The following is a 22,191-nucleotide window of genomic DNA, read 5'->3' on the forward strand; positions in this document are numbered from 1 at the left end:
CAACGGCTGTTAAACGATTTCGCGATCGTGGATGAGGTTGGGTGAAACGATTTCGACGAGGCATGCTGCGCTCCCTTGCGCGTGTCTCCGGTGGGGCGAACGCCGGAGCGACGGTGCTGCGGCGGACGTAAGGGCAGAGTAGCCAGCGCGAGCGGTGCCGTCGAGAGGGTCACCAGAAAGGTCCGCCTCGAGAACACGATCTGGCACGGGTTTGCGGCGAAACCCGTGCCAGATCGTGTTCTCGAGGCGGACCTTCCCGCCGCGCGCCCGGGCTACGCCGCCGGTAGCTCCTTCAGGGCTCCCTTCGCGATCCGCAGCCGCCGCGGTGTCCGGCGGGCGACCACCGAGTCGTGCGTGACCAGCACGATCGTCAGCCCCTGGTCCTTCCACAGCCCCTCGATGAGGTCCACGATCTCGTCGCGGGTCTCCTCGTCGAGGTTGCCCGTGGGCTCGTCGGCCAGCAGCACCTTCGGGTTCTTCACCAGCGCCCGCGCGATGGCGACGCGCTGCTGCTGCCCGCCCGAGAGCTCGCCCGGCAGGTGGTCGCCCCGGTCGCCGAGTCCCACCGCCTCCAGCGCGGCCAGCGCGCGCGCCGTCCGGCTCTGCCGCGCGACCTTGGCCGGCACGAGCGCCGTCTCCACGTTCTCCAGCGCGGTGAGCGTGGGGATGAGGTTGAAGTTCTGGAACACGAAGCCGATGGTCTCGGCCCGCGCGGCCGTGAGCTGTGCGTCGCTCATGCCCGCGAGGTCCTTGCCGTCGAGCTTGACCGTGCCCGACGTCGGCCGGTCCAGCCCGCCCAGCATCTGCAGCAGGGTGGACTTGCCGCCGCCCGTCGGGCCCTGGACTGCCACGAGCTCGCCGTCGCCGATGGTCACGGACACGTTCTTGAGCGCGCGCACCTGGCGCTTGCCCTGCTTGTACGTCTTGGTCAGGTCGTCGATCTGATACATGGACTTGCCCTTTCTGAACGCTCGGGAGGGGGCTATGCGAGGGACCGGAGGGCCTCGGCGGGGCGCAGCTTCGCCGCGCGCTGACCGCCGACGACGCCCGCGAGCAGCCCGCCCAGCACGGCCAGCCCGACCGCGGCCAGGACTATCCACAGGCTCACGGGCGCCTGGAGCACGATGTCGACGGCGTTGCCCGCGGCTCCGGCGAAGGCGTCGGAGCGTTCGCCGAACGCGCCGCCCCCACCGCCGTCGGGCGCGGTGTCGCCGCCCTGCGGGCCGCCACCCGCGGGCATCAGCCCGGCGGGCCCGCCCATGGTGAGGCCGCCCGAGGCCCCGCTGAGCGTGATGCCCGCGAGGTTCACCGCCCAGACGGCCAGCGCGCCGAGCGCGAGGCCCACCGCGCCGCCGATGAGGCCCTGCACCACGGACTCGCCGGCGACCTGGCCCACCACGCGGTTCCGGCTCCAGCCGATCGCCTTGAGGGTGCCCAGCTCGCGCGTCCGGCGGTTCACGCCCGAGACGGTGAACAGGATCGCGAGGCCGAAGGCCGCCGCGAGCACGATCACGCTCAGCCAGGTGCCGAGCGTGCCGATCAGGTTGGACGCCGTCGAGAGGGATCCGGTCACGCCCTCGGCGAGGTCCGACTGGGTGCTCACCGACGCGTCGGGCAGCTCGCTCTCGATGGCGGCGGCGACGGCGTCCACGTTCTCGGCCGAGTCGACCTGCACGTAGATGTCCGTGACCTGATCGGCGAGGTCCGCGAGGGTCTGGGCCGTGGCGAGCGGGAGGTAGGCGTCGGACGCCGTCGCGACGCCCTCACCCGTCGTGGACGTGACCGTGCCCACGATCTCCAGCTCCTTGCCGCCCACCATGATCTTGTCGCCGACGGCGAGCTCCTGCTGCTCGGCGTACGTGGCGTCCAGGACTGCCACGTTCTCGTCGTCCGCCTCCAGCGTCCGGCCGTCGGCCACCTCCGCGGTGGTCAGCGGGCCGACGGCGGCGGCGTCGGGGTCCACGCCCGTGACCGTGAACTGGTCGATCTCGAAGGACGAGCCGCCCGCCGAGCCCTGGCCGGAGCCGTCCGGTCCCATCTGCATGGTCACGCCGCCCTCGCCCTCCTGCATGGCCTCCATGTCCGGCATCTCGCCGGAGAAGGACATGTTCTGCAGGTCGAGCGTCGCGGCGACGCCGGACACGTGGTCCAGGCCGGCGACGGTCTCCAGGGCGTCGGCGTCGAAGGACGTCGAACCCATGGCCGTGCTGAGGCGGTCCTCCGACAGGTCGCGCGTGCCGTCCTCGTTCGCCTCGCCCTCTCCCTCCTCGAAGTCGAACCGGCCCGGGCCGGCGCCGGCCGCGACCGGCCCGTCGCTGGGCTGGTCGACGGTGATGTCGGTGCCGACGCCGTAGACGGACTCGAGCACCTCGGACTGGGCGTTCCTGACGCCCGTCGATACCGCGTTGACGACGATGACGAGCGCGATCGCTACCGCGAGACCGATCGCTACGACGACGGTCTGCTTGCGCCGGTTGCGCAGCTCTCTGCGCAGATAGGTGAAGAACATGGGCTCCTGCCTGGGGTCGGGAGGGGATGTGCGGAAAGTTGGTGTCCGCGCGGACCGTCCTGCGGGCTGTAGCGCTGCGCTCTGGGGTAAGGGGCGAGCGGGCGGAGCGGTTCGCGCCGCAGGACGGTCTGCGCCGGACGTCCGGAACGCTAGGCGGCCTCGCTGTGGTGGCCCTGTCGCGGACCTGTGGTGACCCTGTGAACCACGGGCGGACGGCGCGGCTACCGGCCTCGCCGTCCAGGCGCGAGCGAGCCGTGGACGGTTCCGCGCTGCGCCGTCGGACGTCCTACGCTGAGGTCGTAACCATCGAGCAACATCCTTAGAAGGAGATTCCGTGGCTAGCATCGAAGCCGTTGGAGCACGCGAGATCCTCGACTCGCGCGGCAACCCCACCGTGGAGGTGGAGCTCGTCCTGGACGACGGCACCTTCGCCCGTGCGGCGGTCCCGTCCGGCGCATCGACCGGCGCGTTCGAGGCCGTCGAGCTGCGTGACGGCGACAAGGGCCGTTACCTGGGCAAGGGCGTCGAGAAGGCCGTCGCGGCCGTCAACGACGAGATCGCCCCCGAGCTCATCGGGTACGACGCCGACGAGCAGCGCATCATCGACCAGGCTCTCCTCGACCTGGACGGCACGCCGAACAAGGGCAAGCTGGGCGCGAACGCCATCCTCGGTGTGTCGCTCGCCGTCGCCAAGGCCGCGGCCAAGAGCTCGGGCCTGGACCTGTTCCGCTACGTGGGCGGCCCGAACGCGCACGTCCTGCCCGTGCCGATGATGAACATCCTCAACGGCGGGTCGCACGCCGACTCGAACGTGGACGTCCAGGAGTTCATGGTCGCCCCGATCGGCGCCCCGACGTTCCGCGAGGCGCTGCGCACCGGCACCGAGGTGTACCACTCCCTCAAGTCCGTGCTGAAGGAGAAGGGCCTGGCCACCGGGCTTGGCGACGAGGGCGGCTTCGCGCCGAACCTCGGCAGCAACCGTGAGGCGCTCGACCTGATCCTCGTCGCCATCGAGCGGGCGGGCTTCACGCCGGGCAAGGACGTCGCGCTCGCGCTCGACGTCGCCGCCACGGAGTTCTTCTCCGACGGCGTGTACGCGTTCGAGGGCGGCAAGAAGACGTCGGACGAGATGATCGCGTACTACGAGCAGCTCGTGGCCGACTACCCGCTGGTCTCGATCGAGGACCCGCTGTCCGAGGACGAGTGGGACGCCTGGGCCGGGCTCATGGGCAAGGTCGGCGACAAGGTGCAGATCGTCGGCGACGACCTGTTCGTCACCAACCCCGAGCGTCTCGCCCGCGGCATCGCCGAGAAGTCGGCCAACTCGCTGCTGGTCAAGCTCAACCAGATCGGCTCGCTCACCGAGACGCTCGACGCCGTGACGCTGGCCCAGCGCAACGGCTTCACCACGATGACCTCGCACCGCTCCGGCGAGACCGAGGACACCACCATCGCCGACCTGTCCGTGGCGACCAACGCCGGCCAGATCAAGACCGGTGCCCCGGCACGTGGCGAGCGCATCGCCAAGTACAACCAGCTCCTGCGCATCGAAGAGGCGCTCGACGAGGCCGGCACCTACGCCGGCCGCTCGGCGTTCCCGCGCTTCCAGGGCTGACCTGTCAGACCCCCACGGACGTGTCAGACGCACGGGTCACTCGGGTGACCTGTACGTCTGACACGTCCGTTGGCGTCTGACAACTGTGCGGTCCGCAGGGTCGACACACGGCGCGCCGGGAGTAATGACCGTACAAAGGGCTCGCGAATCGGCACAATCGACCCATGCCTTCCTCACGTCGTCCGGCGCGACCCCCGGGCCCGGCCCGCGGTTCGGGCGCGCGCCCGTCGTCGACCCCGCGTGCGGGAGCGGGTGCGTCGGGCGCCAAGAAGGCAAAGGACTCGAAGCCGACGCCGACGGGCAAGGCCGCCCCGAAGAAGCAGTCCGGTCCGACGGCGAGCGGTTCCACCGCGCGAGGCGCCACCGCGCGAGGCTCGGCGCCCGGCGGATCGGCCGCTCGTAAGCCCGCCGCGCCGTCGTCGGCGAGCCGCCGCACCGCCGCGCCGCGGAGCGCGCCCGCCCGATCTACCGCGCGTCCGAGCTCTGCCGCTCCGAGTGCCGCGCGGCCGGCGTCGGGCGGCGGGGTGAAGCGACCCACGCAGCCGCGTCGCCGCAGCGCCGTCAACGGCAGCGTCCCGCCGCCGCGCTCCGACCGGAAGCGCGGCAGCTTCGGGCTCGTGCTGCCCGAGGTGCTGACGGTCCGCGCGATGGTGCTGTCCGTCGTGGTGCTCCTCGCGGTGGTGCTGCTGCTGCCGACGGTGCGCGCCGTCGTGACCCAGCAGGCGGAGCTGCGCGAGCTGCGGTCGGAGCTGAACCAGCAGCTGGTCCAGAAGGAGGAGCTCGACACCGAGCTCGCCCGCTGGGACGACCCGTCGTACGTGATCGAGCAGGCACGGTCGCGGCTGCACTTCGTCATGCCGGGGGACAAGGTGTGGCGCCCCCTGGACACCGACTCCGTGCAGCAGGAGGAGCCGCCGCCCGGCGTCGTCGAGCCGTCGCCCGGCGCGTCGGAGGACGCGGACACCCCCTGGTTCACGAGCGTGTGGGACTCGGTGCGGATCGCGGGCGGCGAGGGGTAGCCGCGAGCGTTCGCCAGATCACGTGCCACGGCGCTCCAGGGGACGATCTCCTGGGGGACAATGGAGCGGTGAACTCCGTGATCGAGACCGTGTCCGACGACGACCTGCGCGTCCTGGCCGAGCAGCTCGGCCGCGAGCCGCGCGGCGTCGTGGGGATCGCGGCGCGCTGCGTGTGCGGCCGTCCGACCGTGGTGCGCACCGCGCCCCGGCTGCCCGACGGCACCCCCTTCCCGACCGTCTTCTACCTGACCCACCCGGGTGCGACGGCGGCCGCGTCGACGCTCGAGGCGAACGGCGTCATGAAGGAGCTGACGGCGCGGCTCGAGTCGGACGAGGAGCTCGCCGCCGCCTACCAGAAGGCGCACGAGCACTACCTCGCCGAGCGTGAGGCGATCGGGCACGTCGAGGAGATCGCCGGCATCTCGGCCGGCGGCATGCCGACGCGCGTCAAGTGCCTGCACGTCCTCTTCGCGCACGCGCTGGCCGCCGGGCCGGGCGTGAACCCGCTGGGTGACGAGGCGCTTGAGCTGGCCAAGGACAGCTGGCGCCCGGACCGCTGCACCTGCTGAACCTCGCGCACGACCACGTGAGGTTTCTCGCGGAACCGGCACGTCCGACGCCTTCGGGGTAGCGAGGCTGGAAGAATCTTCGTGTGACTCCCTCTCGTGTGGCCGCGATCGACTGCGGCACCAACTCGATCCGCCTGCTCGTCGCGGACGTCGACGCCGCCGGCAACCTCACCGAGCTCGACCGCCGCATGGAGGTGGTGCGGCTCGGCCAGGGCGTGGACCGCACCGGCGAGCTGGCGCCCGAGGCGCTGGCGCGCACGCTCGCGGCGACCAGGCAGTACGCGGCGGCGATCGAGGCCGCGGGAGCGCAGCGCGTGCGGTTCGTGGCGACGTCGGCCACGCGGGACGCGCGCAACCGTGACGAGTTCTTCGACGGCGTCCGGGCGGCGCTCGGCGTCGGCGTCGAGGTCATCACCGGCGCCGAGGAGGCGCAGCTCTCGTTCCGCGGCGCCACGGGCGCGGTCGCCGAGGCGCACGCGGGCCCCTTCCTCGTGGTCGACCTCGGTGGGGGATCCACCGAGCTGGTGCTCGGGACCGGCTCGGTCGACGCGAGCGTCTCGATGGACGTCGGCTCGGTGCGGATGACGGAGCGGCACCTGCACAGCGACCCGCCGTCGGCGGCGGAGATCGCGGCGGCCCGCGCGGACGTGCGGGCCCACCTGGACGACGCCGCCCGCGCGGTCCCGCTCGCGAAGACGGCCACCCTGGTCGGGCTGGCCGGTTCGATCACCACGGTGACGGCGCACGCGCTGGGACTGCCGGAGTACCGGCGTGAGCGGGTGAACCAGGCGGAGCTGCCGGTGCAGGCGGTGCTGGACTCCTGCGCGGCGCTGGTCGAGGCGCCGCGCGCAGAGCGTGCGGCGATGGGCTTCCTGCACCCGGGCCGGGTCGACGTCATCGCCGCCGGGGCGCTCGTCTGGTCCGAGGTGATCACCCGCGTGGTCGCGGACGTGGCGGCGGCCGGCGGCTCCCTGACGAGCGTGGTGACGAGCGAGCACGACATCCTCGACGGGATCGCGTTGTCCATGGCGTGAGCCCGAAGCGGAACCGCGGGCTCACGCCATGCCCGCAGGGCGTGACTTCCGTCCGCCGGGAACTTCCGGCGGCGGTGGCCCGTTGTGGCTGCCAGAGGATCGAGGACGTTCCTGCAGCGGCGACGACGGCGTGGGGTGCATCACGCACACGCCGCCCTTTGGCATGTCAATGCCGATGCGTGGCGCGCGGTATCCTGGGAATCATGCCTCAGAACGACCTGACCTCGGTCAGCCATGCTTCCGATGCGGCGAGCACGCCGCGCCCGCGGAAGGTGCCGCGCATCGTGGTGCTCGGCGGCGGGTCCGTCGGCCTCTACGTGGCGCGCCGCCTGCGAAAGAAGCTGAAGAAGCGGGAGGCGGCGATCGTCGTCGTCGACCCGCGGCCGTACATGACGTACGCCCCCTTCCTGCCCGAGGCGGCCGCTGGGTCGATCGACGCCCGCGACGTCGTAGCACCGCACCGCAAGGCCCTCAAGGGCATCGACGTGCTGCAGGGCAAGGTCACCACGATCGAGCACGGGCGCAAGGCCGTGAAGATCCAGCCCGAGTCGGGCGACGAGTACGAGGTGACCTACGACCAGCTGGTCGTCGGCCTCGGCTCGGTGTCCCGCACGCTGCCCATCCCCGGCCTCGCGGAGTCGGCCATCGGCTTCAAGAACGTCGAAGAGGCCATCGCGGTCCGTAACCACGTGATCAACCGGATGGACGTCGCGTCCTCCACGTGGGACGCCGACCTGCGCAAGCGCATGCTTACGTTCACCTTCGTCGGTGGCGGGTTCGCCGGCATCGAGGCCCTCGCCGAGATCGAGGACATGGCGCGGTACGCGACGCGGCAGTACCAGACGATCGAGGCATCCGACCTGCGGTTCGTCATGATCGAGGGCGCCGGGCGCATTCTGCCCGAGGTCACCGAGCCGATGGGCGAGTACGCGCTCGCCGAGCTGAAGAAGCGCGGCATCGAGTTCCACCTCAACACCTTCCTCTCCTCCTGCGTGGACGGGCACGTCGTCACCTCGACGGGCGTCGAGTTCGACACCGAGACCATCGTGTGGACCGCGGGCGTCAAGGCGAACCCGGTCATCAAGGAGGCGTCCGACCTCCCGTTCGACAAGATGGGCCGCGTCACCGTGCTGCCCACGCTGCAGGTCGCGACCGAGGACGGCGAGATCGTCGAGGGCGCCTGGGCCGCGGGCGACTGCGCCGCCGTGCCGGACGTGAACAACCCGGGCAAGTTCTGCCCGCCGAACGCGCAGCACGCGATCCGCGAGGCCGTGCGCCTGGCCGACAACATCGTGGCGCTCTACAAGGAGAAGCCCGCCGTCGACTACGACCACAAGAACCTGGGCGTCGTCGCATCGCTGGGCCTGTACAAGGGTGTCGCCGAGCTGTTCGGCTTCATCAAGCTGCGCGGCTTCCTGGCCTGGGTGGCGCACCGTGGCTACCACGTGATGGCGATGCCGACCGGTAACCGCAAGGTCCGGATCCTGATCGGCTGGATCGGCCAGTTCCTCATGGGCCGCGAGCTGGTCTCGCTGGGCTCGCTGCACGACCCGCGCCAGGAGTTCCGCAACGCGTCGGTGCCGCCGAAGCCCGCGGGCGAGAAGGTCGAGCAGAAGGCGGAGTCGTCCGCCGAGCGCGCCGAGTCGGGCGCCAAGTCCTGACCCCCGTCTCGCTGAGATAGAACCAGGGCGAGATAGAACTGCAGCGAGATAGAGCTCGAGCGGCCACCGCTCGGCGAGCGTGCCGCTGCGGTTCTGTCTCGCCCTGGTTCTATCTGGCCCTGGTTCTACTTCGCCCTGGTTCTACTTCGCCGGAGGGCTCTTTTGCGGGGTGACCTCGGTAGTCTCTGGGGTGCGCCCCCATAGCCCAACTGGCAGAGGCAGCCGGCTTAAACCCGGCACAGTCCCGGTTCGAACCCGGGTGGGGGCACTCGGCGCTCCGGCGTCAGACGCTGTGGATATCGCCTGAGCCGGAGGCGCAGCACCTCCGGCGTCAGGCGATCAGCTCGGCGAGGTGGCGGCCGGTCAGTGACGCCTCCTCGCGGGCCAGGTCGGCGGGAGTGCCCTCGAAGACGACCCGGCCGCCGTCGTGCCCGCCGCCGGGGCCCATGTCGATCACCCAGTCGGCACGAGCGACGACCGACAGGTTGTGCTCCACGACGATGACCGACCGGCCGGAGTCCACCAGACGGTCGAGCAGGCCGGCCAGGTTGTCGACGTCCTGCATGTGCAGGCCGGCGGTGGGCTCGTCGAGGACGAACGCCGGGGTGTCGCCGCCCATCTCGATCGCGAGCTTGAGCCGCTGCCGTTCGCCGCCGGACAAGGTGTTGAGGTGCTGCCCGAGCGAGATGTAGTGCAGCCCGACGTCGGACAGCCGGGAGAGCATCGGCACGATCGCCTTCTCCGTGAAGAAGCCCAGCGCCTCCTCGACGGACATGGCAAGCACGTCGGCGATGTTCTTGCCACGCAGCGTGTAGCCGAGGACCTCGTCGGTGAACCGCTTGCCGCCGCACGCCTCGCACGGGCTCGCGACACCTGCCATGAAGGCGAGGTCGGTGTAGATCAGGCCGACTCCCTTGCAGTCCGGGCACGCGCCGGCCGAGTTCGCGCTGAACAGCGCGGGCTTGACGCCGTTCGCGCGGGCGTACTGCTTGCGGATGGGCTCGAGGATCCCGGTGTAGGTGGCCGGGTTCGACCGCCGCGACCCGCGGATCACCGACTGGTCCACGAACGTCACGCCGTCGCGCGGCAGGCAGCCGTGGATGAGGGAGCTCTTGCCCGACCCGGCCACGCCGGTCACCGCGACGAGCACGCCGAGCGGGACGTCGACCGTGACGTCCCGCAGGTTGTGCAGGGTCGCGTGCTCGATCCGGAGGAAACCGGTGGGGGTGCGCGGCGTCTGCTTGACCGTGACGGCCTGGTCCAGGTGCTTGCCCGTCGCGGTCCCGGAGTTGCGCAGCCCCGCGATGTCGCCCTCGTAGACGACGGTGCCGCCGTGCGTGCCGGCGCCGGGTCCCATGTCGACAAGGTGGTCGGCCGCGGCCATGACCTCGGGCTTGTGCTCGACGACGAGCACCGTGTTGCCCTTGTCCCGCAGACGCTGGAGCAGCGCGTTCATCTGCCGGACGTCGTGCGGGTGGAGGCCGATCGTCGGCTCGTCGAACACGTAGGTCATGTCCGTCAGGGCCGAACCCATGTGCCGCACCATCTTGGTGCGCTGGGCCTCTCCGCCGGAGAGCGACGACGACTCGCGGTCCAGCGACAGGTACCCCAGCCCGATCTGCTCGAACGTGGCGAGCAGGTCGCTCAGCCCGTCGAGGATGGGCTGGACCTGCGGGTCGGTGAGGTCGCGCACGAGCTCGGCGAGGTCGGTGAGCTGCATGGCGGCCGCTTCGCCGATGTGCTTGCCCTTGACCAGTGACGACCGGGCCCGGTCGTTGAGCCGGGTGCCGCCGCACGCCGGGCAGGCCGTGAACGTGGCGAGCCGGTCGACGGCGGCACGCATCGCGCCCTTCATCGACTCGACGTCCTTGACGAGGTAGAGGCGCGTGATCTTGGGGACCAGCGACTCGTACGTGACGTTGATGCCGCCCGCGACGATCTTCTGCTCGGCGCCGTACATCAGGTCGTGCCACTCGGTCTCGCTGTAGTCGGCCAGCGGCTTGTCGACGTCGAAGAAGCCCGAGTCGGCGTAGACCTTCCAGTACCAGCTGCCGACCCCGAAGTTCGGGAACGTGATGGCGCCCTCGTTCAGCGACTTGCTGCGGTCCACCAGGGCCTCGGTGTCGATGGCCGAGACGCGGCCCAGGCCCTCGCACCTGGCGCACATGCCCTGCGGGTCGTTGAAGGAGAAGAGGTTGGACCCGCCGATGTACGGCTGGCCCAGCCGCGACCAGATGACGCGCAGCATCGTGTAGGCGTCGGTCGCCGTGCCGACGGTCGAGCGCGCGTTCGCGCCCATGGGCTCCTGGTCCACGACGATCGCCGCGGAGAGGTTGGACAGGGTGTCGACGTCGGGCCGCGGCCGGGACGGCATGAAGCCCTGGAGGAACGCCGAGTACGTCTCGTCGATCAGACGCCGCGACTCGGCGGCGACGGTGCCGAACACGAGCGAGCTCTTGCCCGAGCCGGACACCCCCGTGAAGACGGTGAGCTTCCGCTTGGGGATGTCGACCGAGACTCCCCGCAGGTTGTTCTCGCGGGCCCCGCGCACCTCGATAGATCCGAACACCACTGTCCTCTCCTGGTCGGTGGTCCCATCGTGCCAGCAGGCACTGACACGCACCTTGGCTCCGCCCTCCGGCGTCACGTCACCGGCGTCGCGGCACCGGCGTCACTCCACCGGCGTTACGCCAGGAGCAGACGGCGGAACGACCTACGGTGTCAGTGGGGTTGGGTACCGTGACGGGTACCAACGGCGGGAGTGGGCAGATGACAATGATCTCAACAGGTACCGCACGTACTGCTGGGCCCGGCACCACGAACGAGGGCGGGCCCGGAGCCAGACCCGGCACGCTCGAGCACACCCGCGAACCGCTGTTGCGCGACCTGGTCGGCGGCATCCTGCGGCGCACGCGTCGGGAGCAACGGCGCACGCTCGCCGACGTCGCGACCGGCGCCCGGGTCTCCACCGCCTACCTGTCCGAGGTCGAGCGCGGGCGCAAGGAGGCATCCTCCGAGGTGCTCGCCGCCGTGTGCGAGGCGCTCGGCATGCGGCTGGTCGACCTGGTCGAGCGGGCGTGGGCCGAGCTCGCTCTCGCGCTGGCGGCGCAGGAGGAGAGCCGCAGGGTTCGGGTCCTGTCGTCCGCTGCTCGTCGTGCGGCGGGCTTCTCGTCGTCCCGCCACCCGCTGCAGGCGGAGCAGGCGGCACCGGCCGGTACCTCGGGCACCGGCCGGCGAGGCGAGGCGGTGCTGCTCGCGGCGTGACGCCTCAGAGCCCGGCGCGTCGCTTTCCGCCCGGGCGGACGTCGTCCACCCGGTCCACGATCTTGTCGATCATGCCGTAGGCCAGTGCCTGTTCGGCGGTGAACCAGCGCTCGCGCTCGGCGTCCGCGGCGACCGTCTCGACGGGCTGACCGGTGTGCTCGGACTGCAGCCGCGTCATGAGGTCCTCGAGGTGCCGGACGTTCTCGGCCTGGACGACGACGTCGCTCGACGTACCGCGGACCTCACTCGTCGGCTGGTGCATCATGATCCGAGCGTGCGGCAGCGCGTACCGCTTGCCCTTGGTGCCCGCGGCGAGCAGGAACTGCCCGATGCTGCCCGCTAACCCGACGGCGACCGTCGACACCGCGTTCGGCAGGAGCCTCATCGTGTCGTAGACGGCGAGGCCGGCGCTGATGGAGCCGCCGGGGGAGTTGAGGTAGAGGCTGATCTCGGCGCTGGAGTCCTCGGCGGAGAGCAGCAGGAGCTGCGAGGTGACGCGGTTGGCGACGGCGTCGTCGATCTCGGTGCCGATGAGCACCATGCGCTGGTGCAGCAGGCGCGAGCCGAGGTGGTCGTCGAAGGGCAGGGTGTGCGCTGTCTCGGTCATGTCCCCACGATCACCCCGTGCGGACCGGCCGGGTAGCGATCTCTGCCCGCCGCAGATCTGCTCATGGCAGACCGCGTGCGGCGGACCGCGCGCGGCGGGTCGCGTGCGGCGGGTCGCGTGCGTCAGAGCGGGTTGCCCTCGGGGTCGAGCGTGGGGAACACGTCGAAGTGGATCTCGAACGGCACAGCTCCCGAGACGCCCTCCTGCCTGCTCAGCGGCTCGAGATGTTCCGCGGCGAACTGCTCCCAGGCCTCGACGACCGCCTTCGCCTGCTCCTGCGTGGCCCACTTGTTGACCGTGACGAACGTGGCGGAGCCCATCCACGACTCCAGGGTCTCCTCGTCCGCCTCCTGTCCTGAGCGGGCGAAGGCCAGCACCCGCTCGTTGCGGAGCCGCAGGAACTCCATGTTGACGGCCTCTGCGGTCTGCCGGCCCGCGGGGGAGTCCTTGCCCGCGCTGGAGATGCTGAACCCGCCGGGGGTGCGTTCCCACCAGCGCTCCCGCGCGGTGCCCTTCCCCTCGACCTCGCGGACCAGCCCGTGCTTGGCGAGCTGGCGGAGGTGGTAGCTCGTGGAGCCGCTGGACTCGCCGACGATCTCGCCGAGCTTGCTGGCCGTGAGGGGCCCGCGGATCGGCAGCAGGTCGAGGATGCGGATGCGCAGCGGATGGGCGAGCGCGCGCAGTGCCGCGGGGCCGAGCTCGGCCGGCGGGCCCGCGACGGTGGGCGCGGCGATGTCCGGCACCACGCGAGGTAGTGGCGTCGAGGAGCGAGATTCTCGTTCCGCCTGCCCGCCCGGGAGGTTCTTGCGTGCTGTCGCCATAGGCAGGACGTTACCCACTCGACCTGGCCGGGACCGGCCGGTCGGCACGGCGGGCACGGCGATCAGCGCAGGGAGAGCGGGTGGCGGGCCGCCATGTTGTCCCGCACGCGCTCGGCCTGGGCGCGCTGCCGCTCGGCGCGCTCGGTCTCGCGGCGCTGTGCCTCGGGGTCGGCCTGCCTCGGCGCGGCGGGCCGCTGGACCCTGGCGGGAGCAGCAGCGCGCAGGAACCCGAGGGGCTGCGGAACGGTGGTGCGGACGGCGGGTGCGTAGACGCTCATCGCGATCTCCTGGCTTCGAGGTTCGTGAGGGAGGAGCAGGTGTGCACCACCCTACGCACGCCAACATCTCTTTGCAAGGATATCTTTGCAACTAGTTCTTTGGATGCCCGCTCAGTCGTCCGGGTCGCGCCGGTACGCGTCGAGGTCCTGGTTGAGGCGTTCGAGCAGGCTCGCGAGCAGTGCCTGCTCGGTGGGTGACCAGTCGGCGAGGATCCGGTCGTACATGGCGCTCCGCCGGACGCGCTCGCGCTCCAGCTGGGCCTCGCCCGACGGCGTCGCCTCCACCTGGACCGCTCGCCCGTCCCGCGGGTCGCGGCTCCGGCGGGCAAACCCCGCCTTCTCCAGGCTGACCACCTGACGGGTCACGGTGGACGCGTCGAGGCCCTGGCGCTCGGCGAGGGCATTGATGCCGAGCGGGCCTTCGGCGCTGAGCACCTGGAGCAGCAGGTAGCCGGAACGTTCAAGGGTCGGCGTGTGGCCCGCGCCGGTGCGCTCGGCTCGGCGGAGCAGGAGCGCGAGCTGCAGCTCGACGCGTGACAGCGGGCCCGTGCCGGGCTGCCCGGGGTCCGCGTTCTCTTTCGTCCTCTTCGACATAGGTGTAGCCTACAGGCATATACCTGTGTGATACAGATAAATCCAGATGAGGAGGCCGCGTGGCCACCACGCGCAACGAGCCCAACGAGACAGCCATCTACGCCACGGCGCTCACCGCGTTCTTCGCGATCGCGGGCATCGCTGTCGTCGACCCGATCCTTCCGGTCATCGGCGCGGAGATCGGCGCCACCACGTGGGAGATCGAGCTGCTGTTCACCGCCTACATAGCGGTGATGGCCATCGGCATGATCCCCGCGGTCATGGCGACCGGCAGATTCGGGTACAAGAAGATCCTGACGGCGGGCGTCACGCTCGTCGCGACAGCGGCCGTGCTCGCCGCCCTGAGCGACAACATCGTCCAGCTCGCCGTGCTGCGCGGCGTGTGGGGCCTCGGCAACGCGATGTTCTTCGCCACCGCCATGGTGCTGCTCGTCGCGCTCGCGAGGGACCGTGAGTGGGTGGTCGGCCTGTTCGAGACCTGCGTGGGGCTCGGCTTCGCGGTCGGGCCGCTGATCGGCGGCCTTCTCGGACACATCAGCTGGCGCGTCCCGTTCCTCGTGTGCGGTCTGCTCATGGTGGTCGCGCTGCTGGTCTCCGCCACCCGGCTCAAGGACCCCGCCGAGAAGCCGGCCCCGCTCCGGCTCGGCCAGGTCTTCGGGCTCTTCCGCAAGCCCGGCTTCCGGGCGCTCGCGATCGTGACCGCCGCCTACAACTTCGTGTTCTTCGTCGTGCTCGGTTACGTGCCCGTCTTTCTCGGGCTCGGCGTCGTGCCGCTCGGTCTGGTCTTCACGGCCTGGGGCATCGGGGTCGCCGTGGGCATCCTCGTGGTCGGGCACCGGCTGGCGCACGCCATCGGGTTCGTGCAGACGCTCGGTGTTGCTGTCGCCGGCGTGCTCGCCTGCGTCGTGGTGCTCGCGGTCGGCGTCGGAACAGCAGGATCGGTGGTCGTGACCATCGTGGCCGGTGTGTTCATGGGTATCGCGAACGCGAACCTGACCGATCTGTCGCTCGCCCTCGGTGACCCGGACCGCCGGGTCACCACCGGCGCGTTCAACCTCGTCCGCTGGGGTTTCGCGGCTCCGGCCCCCGTGGTCGCGGGTCTGCTCGCCGAGGGCGTCGGCCCCACCTCGCCGTTCTGGGTGGCGTCGGCAGTGCTGCTCGGAGGTGTGCTCGCGTTCGTGGTGACGGCGCACGTCATGGCTCGTCCGATCGGGGAACGCGTGCTCTGGCAGCGCTGGAACCGGAGCGCGAGGCAGGTCGAGGGCACACCCGAGGAGGCTGTGTCCGAGCTCTGACCACCGGAACACCCCGGAGGTGAGCGGGCCCCGTCCGGGCTTGCGGGCGGCGCAGGGCACTGCCCTACTCTGTGACTTCCGTCGTTTTTCACCCCCTTGGTCCGAACCAGGCCACGACGGCGGCATCGCGCCGTATGCCCGAACCTCGTCCGCACCGTGGAGTCCTCGTGTTCCATCTCGCCCGGCTGTCCCTCGCGAACCGAGCCGTCGTGGCGCTGGTGACCATCGCGATAGCGGTGTTCGGGGTGCTGAGCATGACCTCCCTGAAGCAGGAGCTGATCCCGTCCCTGCAGCTCCCGACCGGCATCGTGAGCGCGCAGTACCAGGGCTCGTCACCCGAGGTCGTGGAGGAGCAGGTCACCGACGTCATCGAGGAGGCCGTCGCCTCGATCGACGGGATCGCGGCAGTCCGGTCCACCGCGTCCACCGGCGTCTCGCTCACCACCGTCGAGTTCACCTACGGCACCGACATGGAGGCCGCCTCCCAGCGTCTCCAGACCGCGGTGGCGGGCATCCAGCCGGCCCTGCCCGAGGGCGTCACCCCCCAGGTCACCACCGGCTCGGTCGACGACGTGCCGGTGGTCCAGATGGCCGTGGCGGGCGACAAGAGCCCCGACGCGCTCGCCGACACGGTCCAGAACGTGGTCGTACCCGCACTGGAGGACGTCGACGGCGTCCGCGCGGTCGCGGTCACGGGCGAGCGCGAGACAGAGGTCCGCATCCTGCCCGACCAGGAGAAGCTCTCCGCCGCAGGCCTCACCGCCGAGGACCTGACCACGGTGCTGCAGGACAACGGCGTGGTCCTGCCGGCGGGCGAGATCACCGAGGGCGGACGCGCCTGGTCAGTCCAGCTCGGCAAGCCCGTCGACATGGTCGACCAGATCGCACAGCTGCCCGTCGTCCCGGGCGGAGCCGGTGGCCCGGGTGCGGCAGCGGGCGACACGGCAGCGGGCGACACAGCAGGCGCCGCCACGGGCACCGGCGCCGACGCGATGGCCGGCGTCCTGCCCGCCGACCCGAGTACGCCTGTCGTGCCGGACAGCCCGCCGCTGCTGGGGCAGGTCGCGTCCGTACAGCTCGAGCCCGTGGATGCGACGTCGTACTCCCGCCTCGACGGCGAGCCCTCCCTTGGCCTGGCCATCACGAAGACGCCGGAGGCGAACACCGTCGAGGTGTCGCACGCGATCGAGCGGGCGCTCGCGGAGGCCGAGGTGGCGGACACGCTGACCGAGCGTCGCGTCGACACCGCCGTCGTGTTCGACCAGGCGCCCTTCGTCGAGGACTCGATCCACGGGCTGGCCACGGAGGGCGGGCTCGGCCTGCTGTTCGCCGTCCTCGTCATCCTGGTCTTCCTGATGTCGATGCGTTCCACGCTCGTGTCCGCGATCTCGATCCCGCTGTCGCTGGCGGTGACGTTCATCGCCATGAGTGCGGGCGGCTACACCCTCAACATCCTGACGCTGGGCGCGCTCACGATCTCGATCGGCCGCGTGGTCGACGACGCGATAGTCGTGATCGAGAACATCAAGCGGCACATGTCGTACGGCGAGGAGAAGACCACTGCGATCCTCGCGGCCGTACGCGAGGTCGGCGGGGCCATCGCGGCCTCCACGATCTGCACCGTCGCCGTCTTCCTGCCCATCGCGTTCGTCGGCGGCATGGTCGGCGAGCTGTTCCGGCCGTTCGCCCTGACCGTGTCGATAGCGATGCTCGCCTCGCTCGTCGTGGCGCTGACGATCGTGCCGGTGCTGGCGTACTGGTTCATCAGCCCGCCGAAGAAGGCCGGCCGGGGCGCGGCGCTCGCCCGGGCGGTGGCGGAGGAGAAGGAGAGCCGAGGTGTCTGGCAGCGGATCTACGTGCCGACGCTGAACGGCGCGCTGGGCCGGCCGGTCGTGACGATCGCGGTGGCCGTCGCGATCCTCGGCGGCACTGCCGCCCTCGTCCCGGACATGGAGACGAGCTTTCTCGGGGACAGCGGCCAGGACACGGTGACCGTCACGCAGCACTACGCGCCCGGCACGTCGCTCGCCGGGCAGGACGAGGCGGCGCAGCAGGTGGAGGCCGCTCTGGCCGACGTCGACGCGGTCGAGAGCGTGCAGGCCACCGTCGGCAGCAGCGGCGACATGTCGATGGCGGCCTTCGGCGGGGCCAGTGCGGGCCTCAAGGCGTCCTTCGCGGTCACCCTCGCCGCGGACGCCGACGGCGCGGACGCCGCAGCCGACATCCGCGCCGCCGTCGGAGGGCTGACCGAGGCACCCGCGACCGAGATCTCCGTGTCCGCCGGTGACTCCGTCGGCACGTCGTCGATCGACCTCGTGGTCCGTGCGCGCGACGACGCGACCCTGACCGAGGCCACCGATCAGCTGCAGGAAGCGACGAGCGGTCTGAACGGGGTGGCCGAGGTCAGCAACGACCTGGCGGCGGCGCAGGAGATCGTCGAGGTGACCGTCGACCGCGAGGCCGCGGCCGGGTACGGGCTCACCGAGACCCAGGTGACCGCCGTCGCGTCCGCCGCGATGGCGGGCGCACGGGAGATCGGCGAGCTGCACACCGCCGAGGGGCCGGTCGGGGTCACGCTCGCCGCGGGTGCGGTACCGAGCACGATGGCCGGGATCAGGGCGATCCCGGTCCCGACGGCGGTCGGCGCCATACCGCTGGGCGACGTCGCGAACGTGGAGGTCGCCAGGACGCCGACGTCGATCAGCCGGATCGACGGCGACCGGTCCGCGACCGTGTCGGTGACGCCCGCCGGTGACGACCTCGGCGCGGTCACAGAGACGGTGAACGCCGAGATCGAGTCGACGGACCTGCCGGCAGGGGCGACGGTGTCGGTGGGTGGTGCGGCGGCCGACCAGGCGGACGCCTTCAAGAACCTGGGCATGGCGCTCCTGGCCGCCATCGCCCTCGTGTTCATCGTCATGGTGGCGGCGTTCCGCAGCCTGGCGCAGCCGTTCATCCTGCTGGTGTCGATCCCGTTCGCGGCGGTCGGAGCTCTGGTCGCGCTGGTCGCCACGAACACGCCGCTGGGCGTGCCCGCGCTGATCGGCACCCTCCTGCTGGTGGGCATCGTCGTGTCGAACGCGATCGTCCTGATCGATCTGATCAACCAGTACCGGCAGGACGGCATGGGTCTCGACGAAGCCGTGCGCGAGGGCGCCCGGAAGCGGCTGCGGCCCATCGTCATGACCGCCCTGGCCACGGTCTTCGCGCTGCTGCCGATGGCGCTCGGGCTGACCGGTGGCGGGGCCTTCATCTCGCAGCCGCTGGCGCTCGTGGTTGTCGGTGGGCTCGTGTCCTCGACCCTGCTCACGCTGTACGTGGTGCCGGTGATCTACACGATCTTCGAACGCCGGGCCGAGCGGCGACGAGCGGCGGACCAGGCGGCCGGGCGCACCACTCGCCGGCCGCTGACCGGCGCCTTCCCCAGTGTGGCGACCGGTGCCTTCCAGACCGTCGGCCGGGAGGCGGCGGCGCAGCGTCGAGCGCAGGGCGCACCGGTCCAGCAGGGCGCGCCTGTCCAGCCGACCTGGCCGCCGGCACAGCCCGACCAGGCTCGTCCGGCGCGGCACAGCAGGCCGACGCCGGCTCAGGCTCCGGCCCCCTGGCCACCTCAAGTGGCGCCGGCCAGGCAGCAGCCGGCCCCGCAGTTCCAGCCGCAGAACCAGACGCCCCAGCCTCAGCGGCGACCTCCGTCACCGTGGCCGCCGCAGCCCGCACCGGTCGCCGAGCCGGCCTACCAGCGGCCCACGCCCCCTCCGGCCTGGCCCCACCCGCTGGATCCGCCCGACTGACGGCCGGCTCCGACGTCCGCCCCGAGAACACGATCAGGCACGGTTCTGGGGCCAGAACCGTGCCTGATCGTGTGACGGAAGCGGACGTCGGAGCGACCGGCCGACGTCGTCCCGCTACGCGTCCTGAAGCTTCAGGCGCATCGCCGCACCGGTCAGGATCACCACGGTGTAGCCGGCAAGCACGCTGATGCCGACCCACGGGTCGAGCACGTCGGGGAACGCGCCGGCGTTCGGCGTGATCTGCGCCCCGGCCACGCTGGGCAGCAGCTTGTTCACCGTGCCTACCCACTCCAGCTGGGAGGCCGCGAAGGTAGCGATCTGGACGATCGTCGGGATCACGAGGAAGATCGCGACCACCGTGAAGATCGCGCCGGCGGTGTGCCGCAGCAGGGCGCCGAGCCCCAGCGCGAAGAGCGCCACGAGCGTCACGTACAGCACGGTGCCGAGCAGCGAGCGCACCTGGCCGCCGTCGCCGAAGTCGACCGTCGCGTCGTTCGAGCTCAGCATCGGGTAGGTGACGAGCCAGCTCAGCGCGAGCGACACGGTGATGAGCACCACGGTGACGAGCGCCAGCACGACCGCCTTGCCGAAGAAGGCCGGGAGCCTGCTGGGCACCGCCGCGAACGTCGAGCGGATCATCCCCGTGGAGTACTCACCGGTGATCATCAGGGCGCCGAGCACCGCGACCACGAGGGCCGCCATCTCGAAGCCCGCGCTGACGACCATGGTCCCGCCGAGCATCCCGCCCATGGCGGCCTGGTCCTCAGGTGCTGCACCCTCCATCTCGTTCCCGACGAGCTGGACGATGAGAGCCATCATGAGCGCGAAGCCGACGATCACCACGACCGTCGAACCGAGCGTCCACCACGTCGAGCGCAGGCTCCACAGCTTGATCCACTCGGAACGCAGCACCCGCCAGAAGGTGACGTTGCGGACCGTGGTCTTCTCCGTCGTCATACCCGGCGCGGATCCGCCCGCCGGAGCCGTGACCGTCGCGCTCATGCCTTGCTCCCATCGAGGTCGGACTGTGTGCCCGCGTGGCCCGCGATGGCCTCGGACTGGTACTCCACCGAGTCGGCGGTCAGTGACATGTAGGCCTCCTCGAGCGTGGACGCGACGGGCGTGAGCTCGTGCAGCACGATCCGGGCGGAGGAGGCGAGCTCGCCGACGGTGGCCGCGTCCGTGCCCCGGATCTCCAGGAGGCCGGGCTCGACGGGGTCCACCTCGGCGTCGGTGCCCTTCAGGAGCTCGGCGAGCACCGTGGCCTGCGGTGACCGGACCCGCACGATCTTGCGCGCTGCGCCGTCGACGATCTCGGAGACCGGTGCGTCGGCGAGGATGCGGCCCTTGCCGATGACGAGCACGTGGTCGGCGGTGAGGGCGACCTCGCTCATCAGGTGGCTGGACAGGAAGACCGTGCGGCCCTCCGACGCCAGGAACTTCGCGATGTTGCGGACCCAGAGCACACCCTCGGGGTCGAGACCGTTGACGGGCTCGTCGAGGATGAGCGTGCGCGGGTCGCCGAGCAGGGCCGCCGCGATACCGAGGCGCTGGCCCATGCCGAGCGAGAAGCCGCCCACGCGCTTGCTCGCGACGGGCCGCAGGCCTGTGAGTTCGATCACCTCGTCGACCCGCTTCGTCGGGATGTCATGAGTGGCTGCCATGGCGAGCAGGTGGTTGCGGGCGGTCCGCCCGGTGTGCACGGCCTTCGCGTCGAGCAGCGCACCCACCTCGGCGAGCGGGCTGCGGTGCGCGGCGTAGGGCTTGCCGTTCACCGTGACCGTGCCCGCGGTGGGCTTGTCCAGGCCCACGATCATGCGCATGGTGGTCGACTTCCCGGCACCGTTCGGGCCCAGGAAGCCCGTCACCTGGCCCGGCTGCACGGTGAACGTGACTCCGTCCACGGCCGTCTTCGTGCCGTACCTCTTCGTCAGGCCTGTGGCCTCGATCATCACTTGCCCTTCCATCTGGCACGCCGGGTGGCCTCTGCGGCCACTGGTCGGTCACTACAAGATTGGTTAGCACGAGCCTAGGGAGCCGACGGCGCCCGCCGCACCCTTTACACGCCCGGATCATCCCTCGGGCGGACCGAGTTCATCCGAAGGTATGACCCGGGAACTACTGAGACCTTCCCAGCGTTCCCTAGGATGGTCCGACAGACCAGGAGGAGCAGATGAGCAACCCCGTCTTTTCGAGAAGCGACGTCTTCGGTGAGCCCCGTCGCACCGGTGCAGCTGACGCCCGCCGTGGCGGCACCGCCACCTACCCCAACCAGACTCCCGCATATGGCACGCCGCCGCAGGCCGGCCAGTACGGTCAGTACGGCGGCCAGCAGCCCATGGACGCGTCAGATCTTGACGCGATGTACCAGTCGCCGTCCGCCACCACGGCGGACACCAAGCGCATGACCTATGACGACGTGATCATCAAGACCGGTGGGCTGCTCGCCCTCCTGGTCGTGGTGGCCGCGGCGACGTGGACGCTGGTACCTCGGCCCATGCTGGGCGTCGTCATGATCGTCGGCCTGATCGGTGGCCTGGTCCTCGGTCTGGTCAACGCGTTCAAGCGCAACCCGAGCCCCGCGCTGATCGTGGCGTACACGGTGTTCGAGGGCGCGTTCCTCGGCGCGATCTCGCTGATGTACAACCAGATCGCCGACGGTGCCGTGTGGCAGGCGGTTCTCGGTACCGCGTCGGTCTTCGCCGTGAGCCTGTTCCTGTTCAGGAGCGGCAAGGTCCGGGTGACCCCCAAGTTTACGCGCTGGCTGATGTTCGCCCTGCTCGGTTATGCCCTCTTCAGCCTGATCAACTTCGTGCTGCTGATGACCGGCGTGCTGGACGGCTTCGGCATGCGTAACGGTCCGATCGGCGTGATCGTCGGTCTGGTTGCCGTCGGTCTCGCAGCGGCTTCCCTGATCGTCGACTTCGACTCCATCAAGCGTGGTGTCGAGGCCGGCGTGCCCGCCAAGATGGCCTGGGCGGCAGCCTTCGGCCTGCTGGTGACGCTGATCTGGCTGTACCTCGAGCTGCTTCGTCTCGTGACGATCATCAGCAGCTTCGGCAGCGACTGACCCACCTGCTGTACCAGCGACGGCCCGGTCACCTTCCAGCGGAAGGTGACCGGGCCGTCGTCGT

General features: G+C 70.8%; 18 protein-coding genes and 1 tRNA gene. 10 read left to right on the forward strand and 9 right to left on the reverse strand.

The window, feature by feature from the left end; all coding sequences use genetic code 11:
* Positions 1 to 272 precede the first annotated feature (272 nt).
* Positions 273 to 950 carry an ABC transporter ATP-binding protein gene (locus tag ACNYC2_RS02370; RefSeq protein WP_419705515.1) on the reverse strand — a complete coding sequence of 226 codons (678 nt, stop codon included), beginning with the start codon at positions 948 to 950 and terminating at the stop codon, positions 273 to 275.
* Between the two features lie 32 nt (positions 951 to 982).
* Entirely contained in the window at positions 983 to 2,509 is a 1,527-nt protein-coding gene (locus tag ACNYC2_RS02375) for an ABC transporter permease (protein ID WP_419705516.1), read from the reverse strand.
* A 334-nt stretch (positions 2,510 to 2,843) separates the two neighbouring features.
* On the opposite strand from ACNYC2_RS02375, the gene eno reads away from it, so the two are divergent.
* From eno to ACNYC2_RS02405, 6 genes are all read left to right on the forward strand, one after another.
* A complete protein-coding gene (gene eno / locus ACNYC2_RS02380; RefSeq protein ID WP_419705517.1) occupies positions 2,844 to 4,124 on the forward strand; it encodes a phosphopyruvate hydratase in 1,281 nt (426 codons plus the stop codon).
* Positions 4,125 to 4,288: 164 nt separating this feature from the next.
* Positions 4,289 to 5,143 (forward strand): septum formation initiator family protein, encoded by an 855-nt coding sequence (locus ACNYC2_RS02385; protein ID WP_419705518.1) that lies wholly within the window; start codon positions 4,289 to 4,291, stop codon positions 5,141 to 5,143.
* Between the two features lie 68 nt (positions 5,144 to 5,211).
* Positions 5,212 to 5,712: a DUF501 domain-containing protein gene (locus tag ACNYC2_RS02390; RefSeq protein ID WP_419705519.1), complete on the forward strand. Its 501-nt coding sequence runs from the start codon at positions 5,212 to 5,214 to the stop codon at positions 5,710 to 5,712.
* An 83-nt stretch (positions 5,713 to 5,795) separates the two neighbouring features.
* Complete coding sequence (locus tag ACNYC2_RS02395; RefSeq protein ID WP_419705520.1) at positions 5,796 to 6,746, forward strand: exopolyphosphatase; 951 nt, start codon at positions 5,796 to 5,798, stop codon at positions 6,744 to 6,746.
* 203 nt (positions 6,747 to 6,949) lie between these two features.
* Complete coding sequence (locus tag ACNYC2_RS02400) at positions 6,950 to 8,407, forward strand: NAD(P)/FAD-dependent oxidoreductase (protein WP_116676833.1); 1,458 nt, start codon at positions 6,950 to 6,952, stop codon at positions 8,405 to 8,407.
* A 194-nt stretch (positions 8,408 to 8,601) separates the two neighbouring features.
* Positions 8,602 to 8,675, forward strand: a tRNA-Leu gene (locus ACNYC2_RS02405).
* 63 nt (positions 8,676 to 8,738) lie between these two features.
* Here the strand turns inward: ACNYC2_RS02405 and ACNYC2_RS02410 are convergent.
* Positions 8,739 to 10,979 carry an excinuclease ABC subunit UvrA gene (locus ACNYC2_RS02410; RefSeq protein WP_419705521.1) on the reverse strand — a complete coding sequence of 747 codons (2,241 nt, stop codon included), beginning with the start codon at positions 10,977 to 10,979 and terminating at the stop codon, positions 8,739 to 8,741.
* A gap of 197 nt (positions 10,980 to 11,176) precedes the next feature.
* Here ACNYC2_RS02410 and ACNYC2_RS02415 point away from each other — a divergent pair, with 197 nt between their 5' ends.
* The gene (locus ACNYC2_RS02415; RefSeq protein WP_419705522.1) at positions 11,177 to 11,671 is read left to right on the forward strand and encodes a helix-turn-helix domain-containing protein; all 495 of its coding nucleotides are present in this window, start codon (positions 11,177 to 11,179) and stop codon (positions 11,669 to 11,671) included.
* Between the two features lie 4 nt (positions 11,672 to 11,675).
* On the opposite strand, the gene ACNYC2_RS02420 is transcribed toward ACNYC2_RS02415, so the two are convergent.
* The 4 genes from ACNYC2_RS02420 to ACNYC2_RS02435 form a co-directional block, all read right to left on the reverse strand.
* A complete protein-coding gene (locus ACNYC2_RS02420; RefSeq protein ID WP_419705523.1) occupies positions 11,676 to 12,278 on the reverse strand; it encodes a ClpP family protease in 603 nt (200 codons plus the stop codon).
* A gap of 122 nt (positions 12,279 to 12,400) precedes the next feature.
* A complete protein-coding gene (locus ACNYC2_RS02425; protein ID WP_419705524.1) occupies positions 12,401 to 13,099 on the reverse strand; it encodes an ArsR/SmtB family transcription factor in 699 nt (232 codons plus the stop codon).
* A gap of 62 nt (positions 13,100 to 13,161) precedes the next feature.
* Positions 13,162 to 13,377 carry a hypothetical protein gene (locus tag ACNYC2_RS02430; protein WP_419705525.1) on the reverse strand — a complete coding sequence of 72 codons (216 nt, stop codon included), beginning with the start codon at positions 13,375 to 13,377 and terminating at the stop codon, positions 13,162 to 13,164.
* A 111-nt stretch (positions 13,378 to 13,488) separates the two neighbouring features.
* Positions 13,489 to 13,971: a MarR family winged helix-turn-helix transcriptional regulator gene (locus ACNYC2_RS02435; protein ID WP_419705526.1), complete on the reverse strand. Its 483-nt coding sequence runs from the start codon at positions 13,969 to 13,971 to the stop codon at positions 13,489 to 13,491.
* Between the two features lie 59 nt (positions 13,972 to 14,030).
* Between ACNYC2_RS02435 and ACNYC2_RS02440 the strand changes: the two genes are divergently transcribed.
* Complete coding sequence (locus ACNYC2_RS02440; protein WP_419705527.1) at positions 14,031 to 15,266, forward strand: MFS transporter; 1,236 nt, start codon at positions 14,031 to 14,033, stop codon at positions 15,264 to 15,266.
* A gap of 167 nt (positions 15,267 to 15,433) precedes the next feature.
* Positions 15,434 to 19,057, forward strand: coding sequence for an efflux RND transporter permease subunit (locus tag ACNYC2_RS02445; protein ID WP_419705528.1), 3,624 nt, complete (start codon positions 15,434 to 15,436; stop codon positions 19,055 to 19,057).
* A gap of 114 nt (positions 19,058 to 19,171) precedes the next feature.
* Here the strand turns inward: ACNYC2_RS02445 and ACNYC2_RS02450 are convergent, their stop codons facing one another.
* Both ACNYC2_RS02450 and ACNYC2_RS02455 read right to left on the reverse strand, forming a co-directional pair.
* Positions 19,172 to 20,059 (reverse strand): ABC transporter permease, encoded by an 888-nt coding sequence (locus ACNYC2_RS02450; RefSeq protein ID WP_419705529.1) that lies wholly within the window; start codon positions 20,057 to 20,059, stop codon positions 19,172 to 19,174.
* Complete coding sequence (locus ACNYC2_RS02455; protein WP_419705530.1) at positions 20,056 to 21,009, reverse strand: ABC transporter ATP-binding protein; 954 nt, start codon at positions 21,007 to 21,009, stop codon at positions 20,056 to 20,058. The genes ACNYC2_RS02450 and ACNYC2_RS02455 overlap by 4 nt, the downstream gene beginning before the upstream one ends.
* A 221-nt stretch (positions 21,010 to 21,230) precedes the next feature.
* Between ACNYC2_RS02455 and ACNYC2_RS02460 the strand changes: the two genes are divergently transcribed.
* Positions 21,231 to 22,127: a Bax inhibitor-1/YccA family membrane protein gene (locus ACNYC2_RS02460; protein WP_419705531.1), complete on the forward strand. Its 897-nt coding sequence runs from the start codon at positions 21,231 to 21,233 to the stop codon at positions 22,125 to 22,127.
* Positions 22,128 to 22,191: the final 64 nt, after the last annotated feature.

Source organism: Promicromonospora sp. NFX87, from assembly GCF_048564965.1.
In the GTDB taxonomy this organism is placed as follows: Bacteria; Actinomycetota; Actinomycetes; order Actinomycetales; family Cellulomonadaceae; genus Promicromonospora.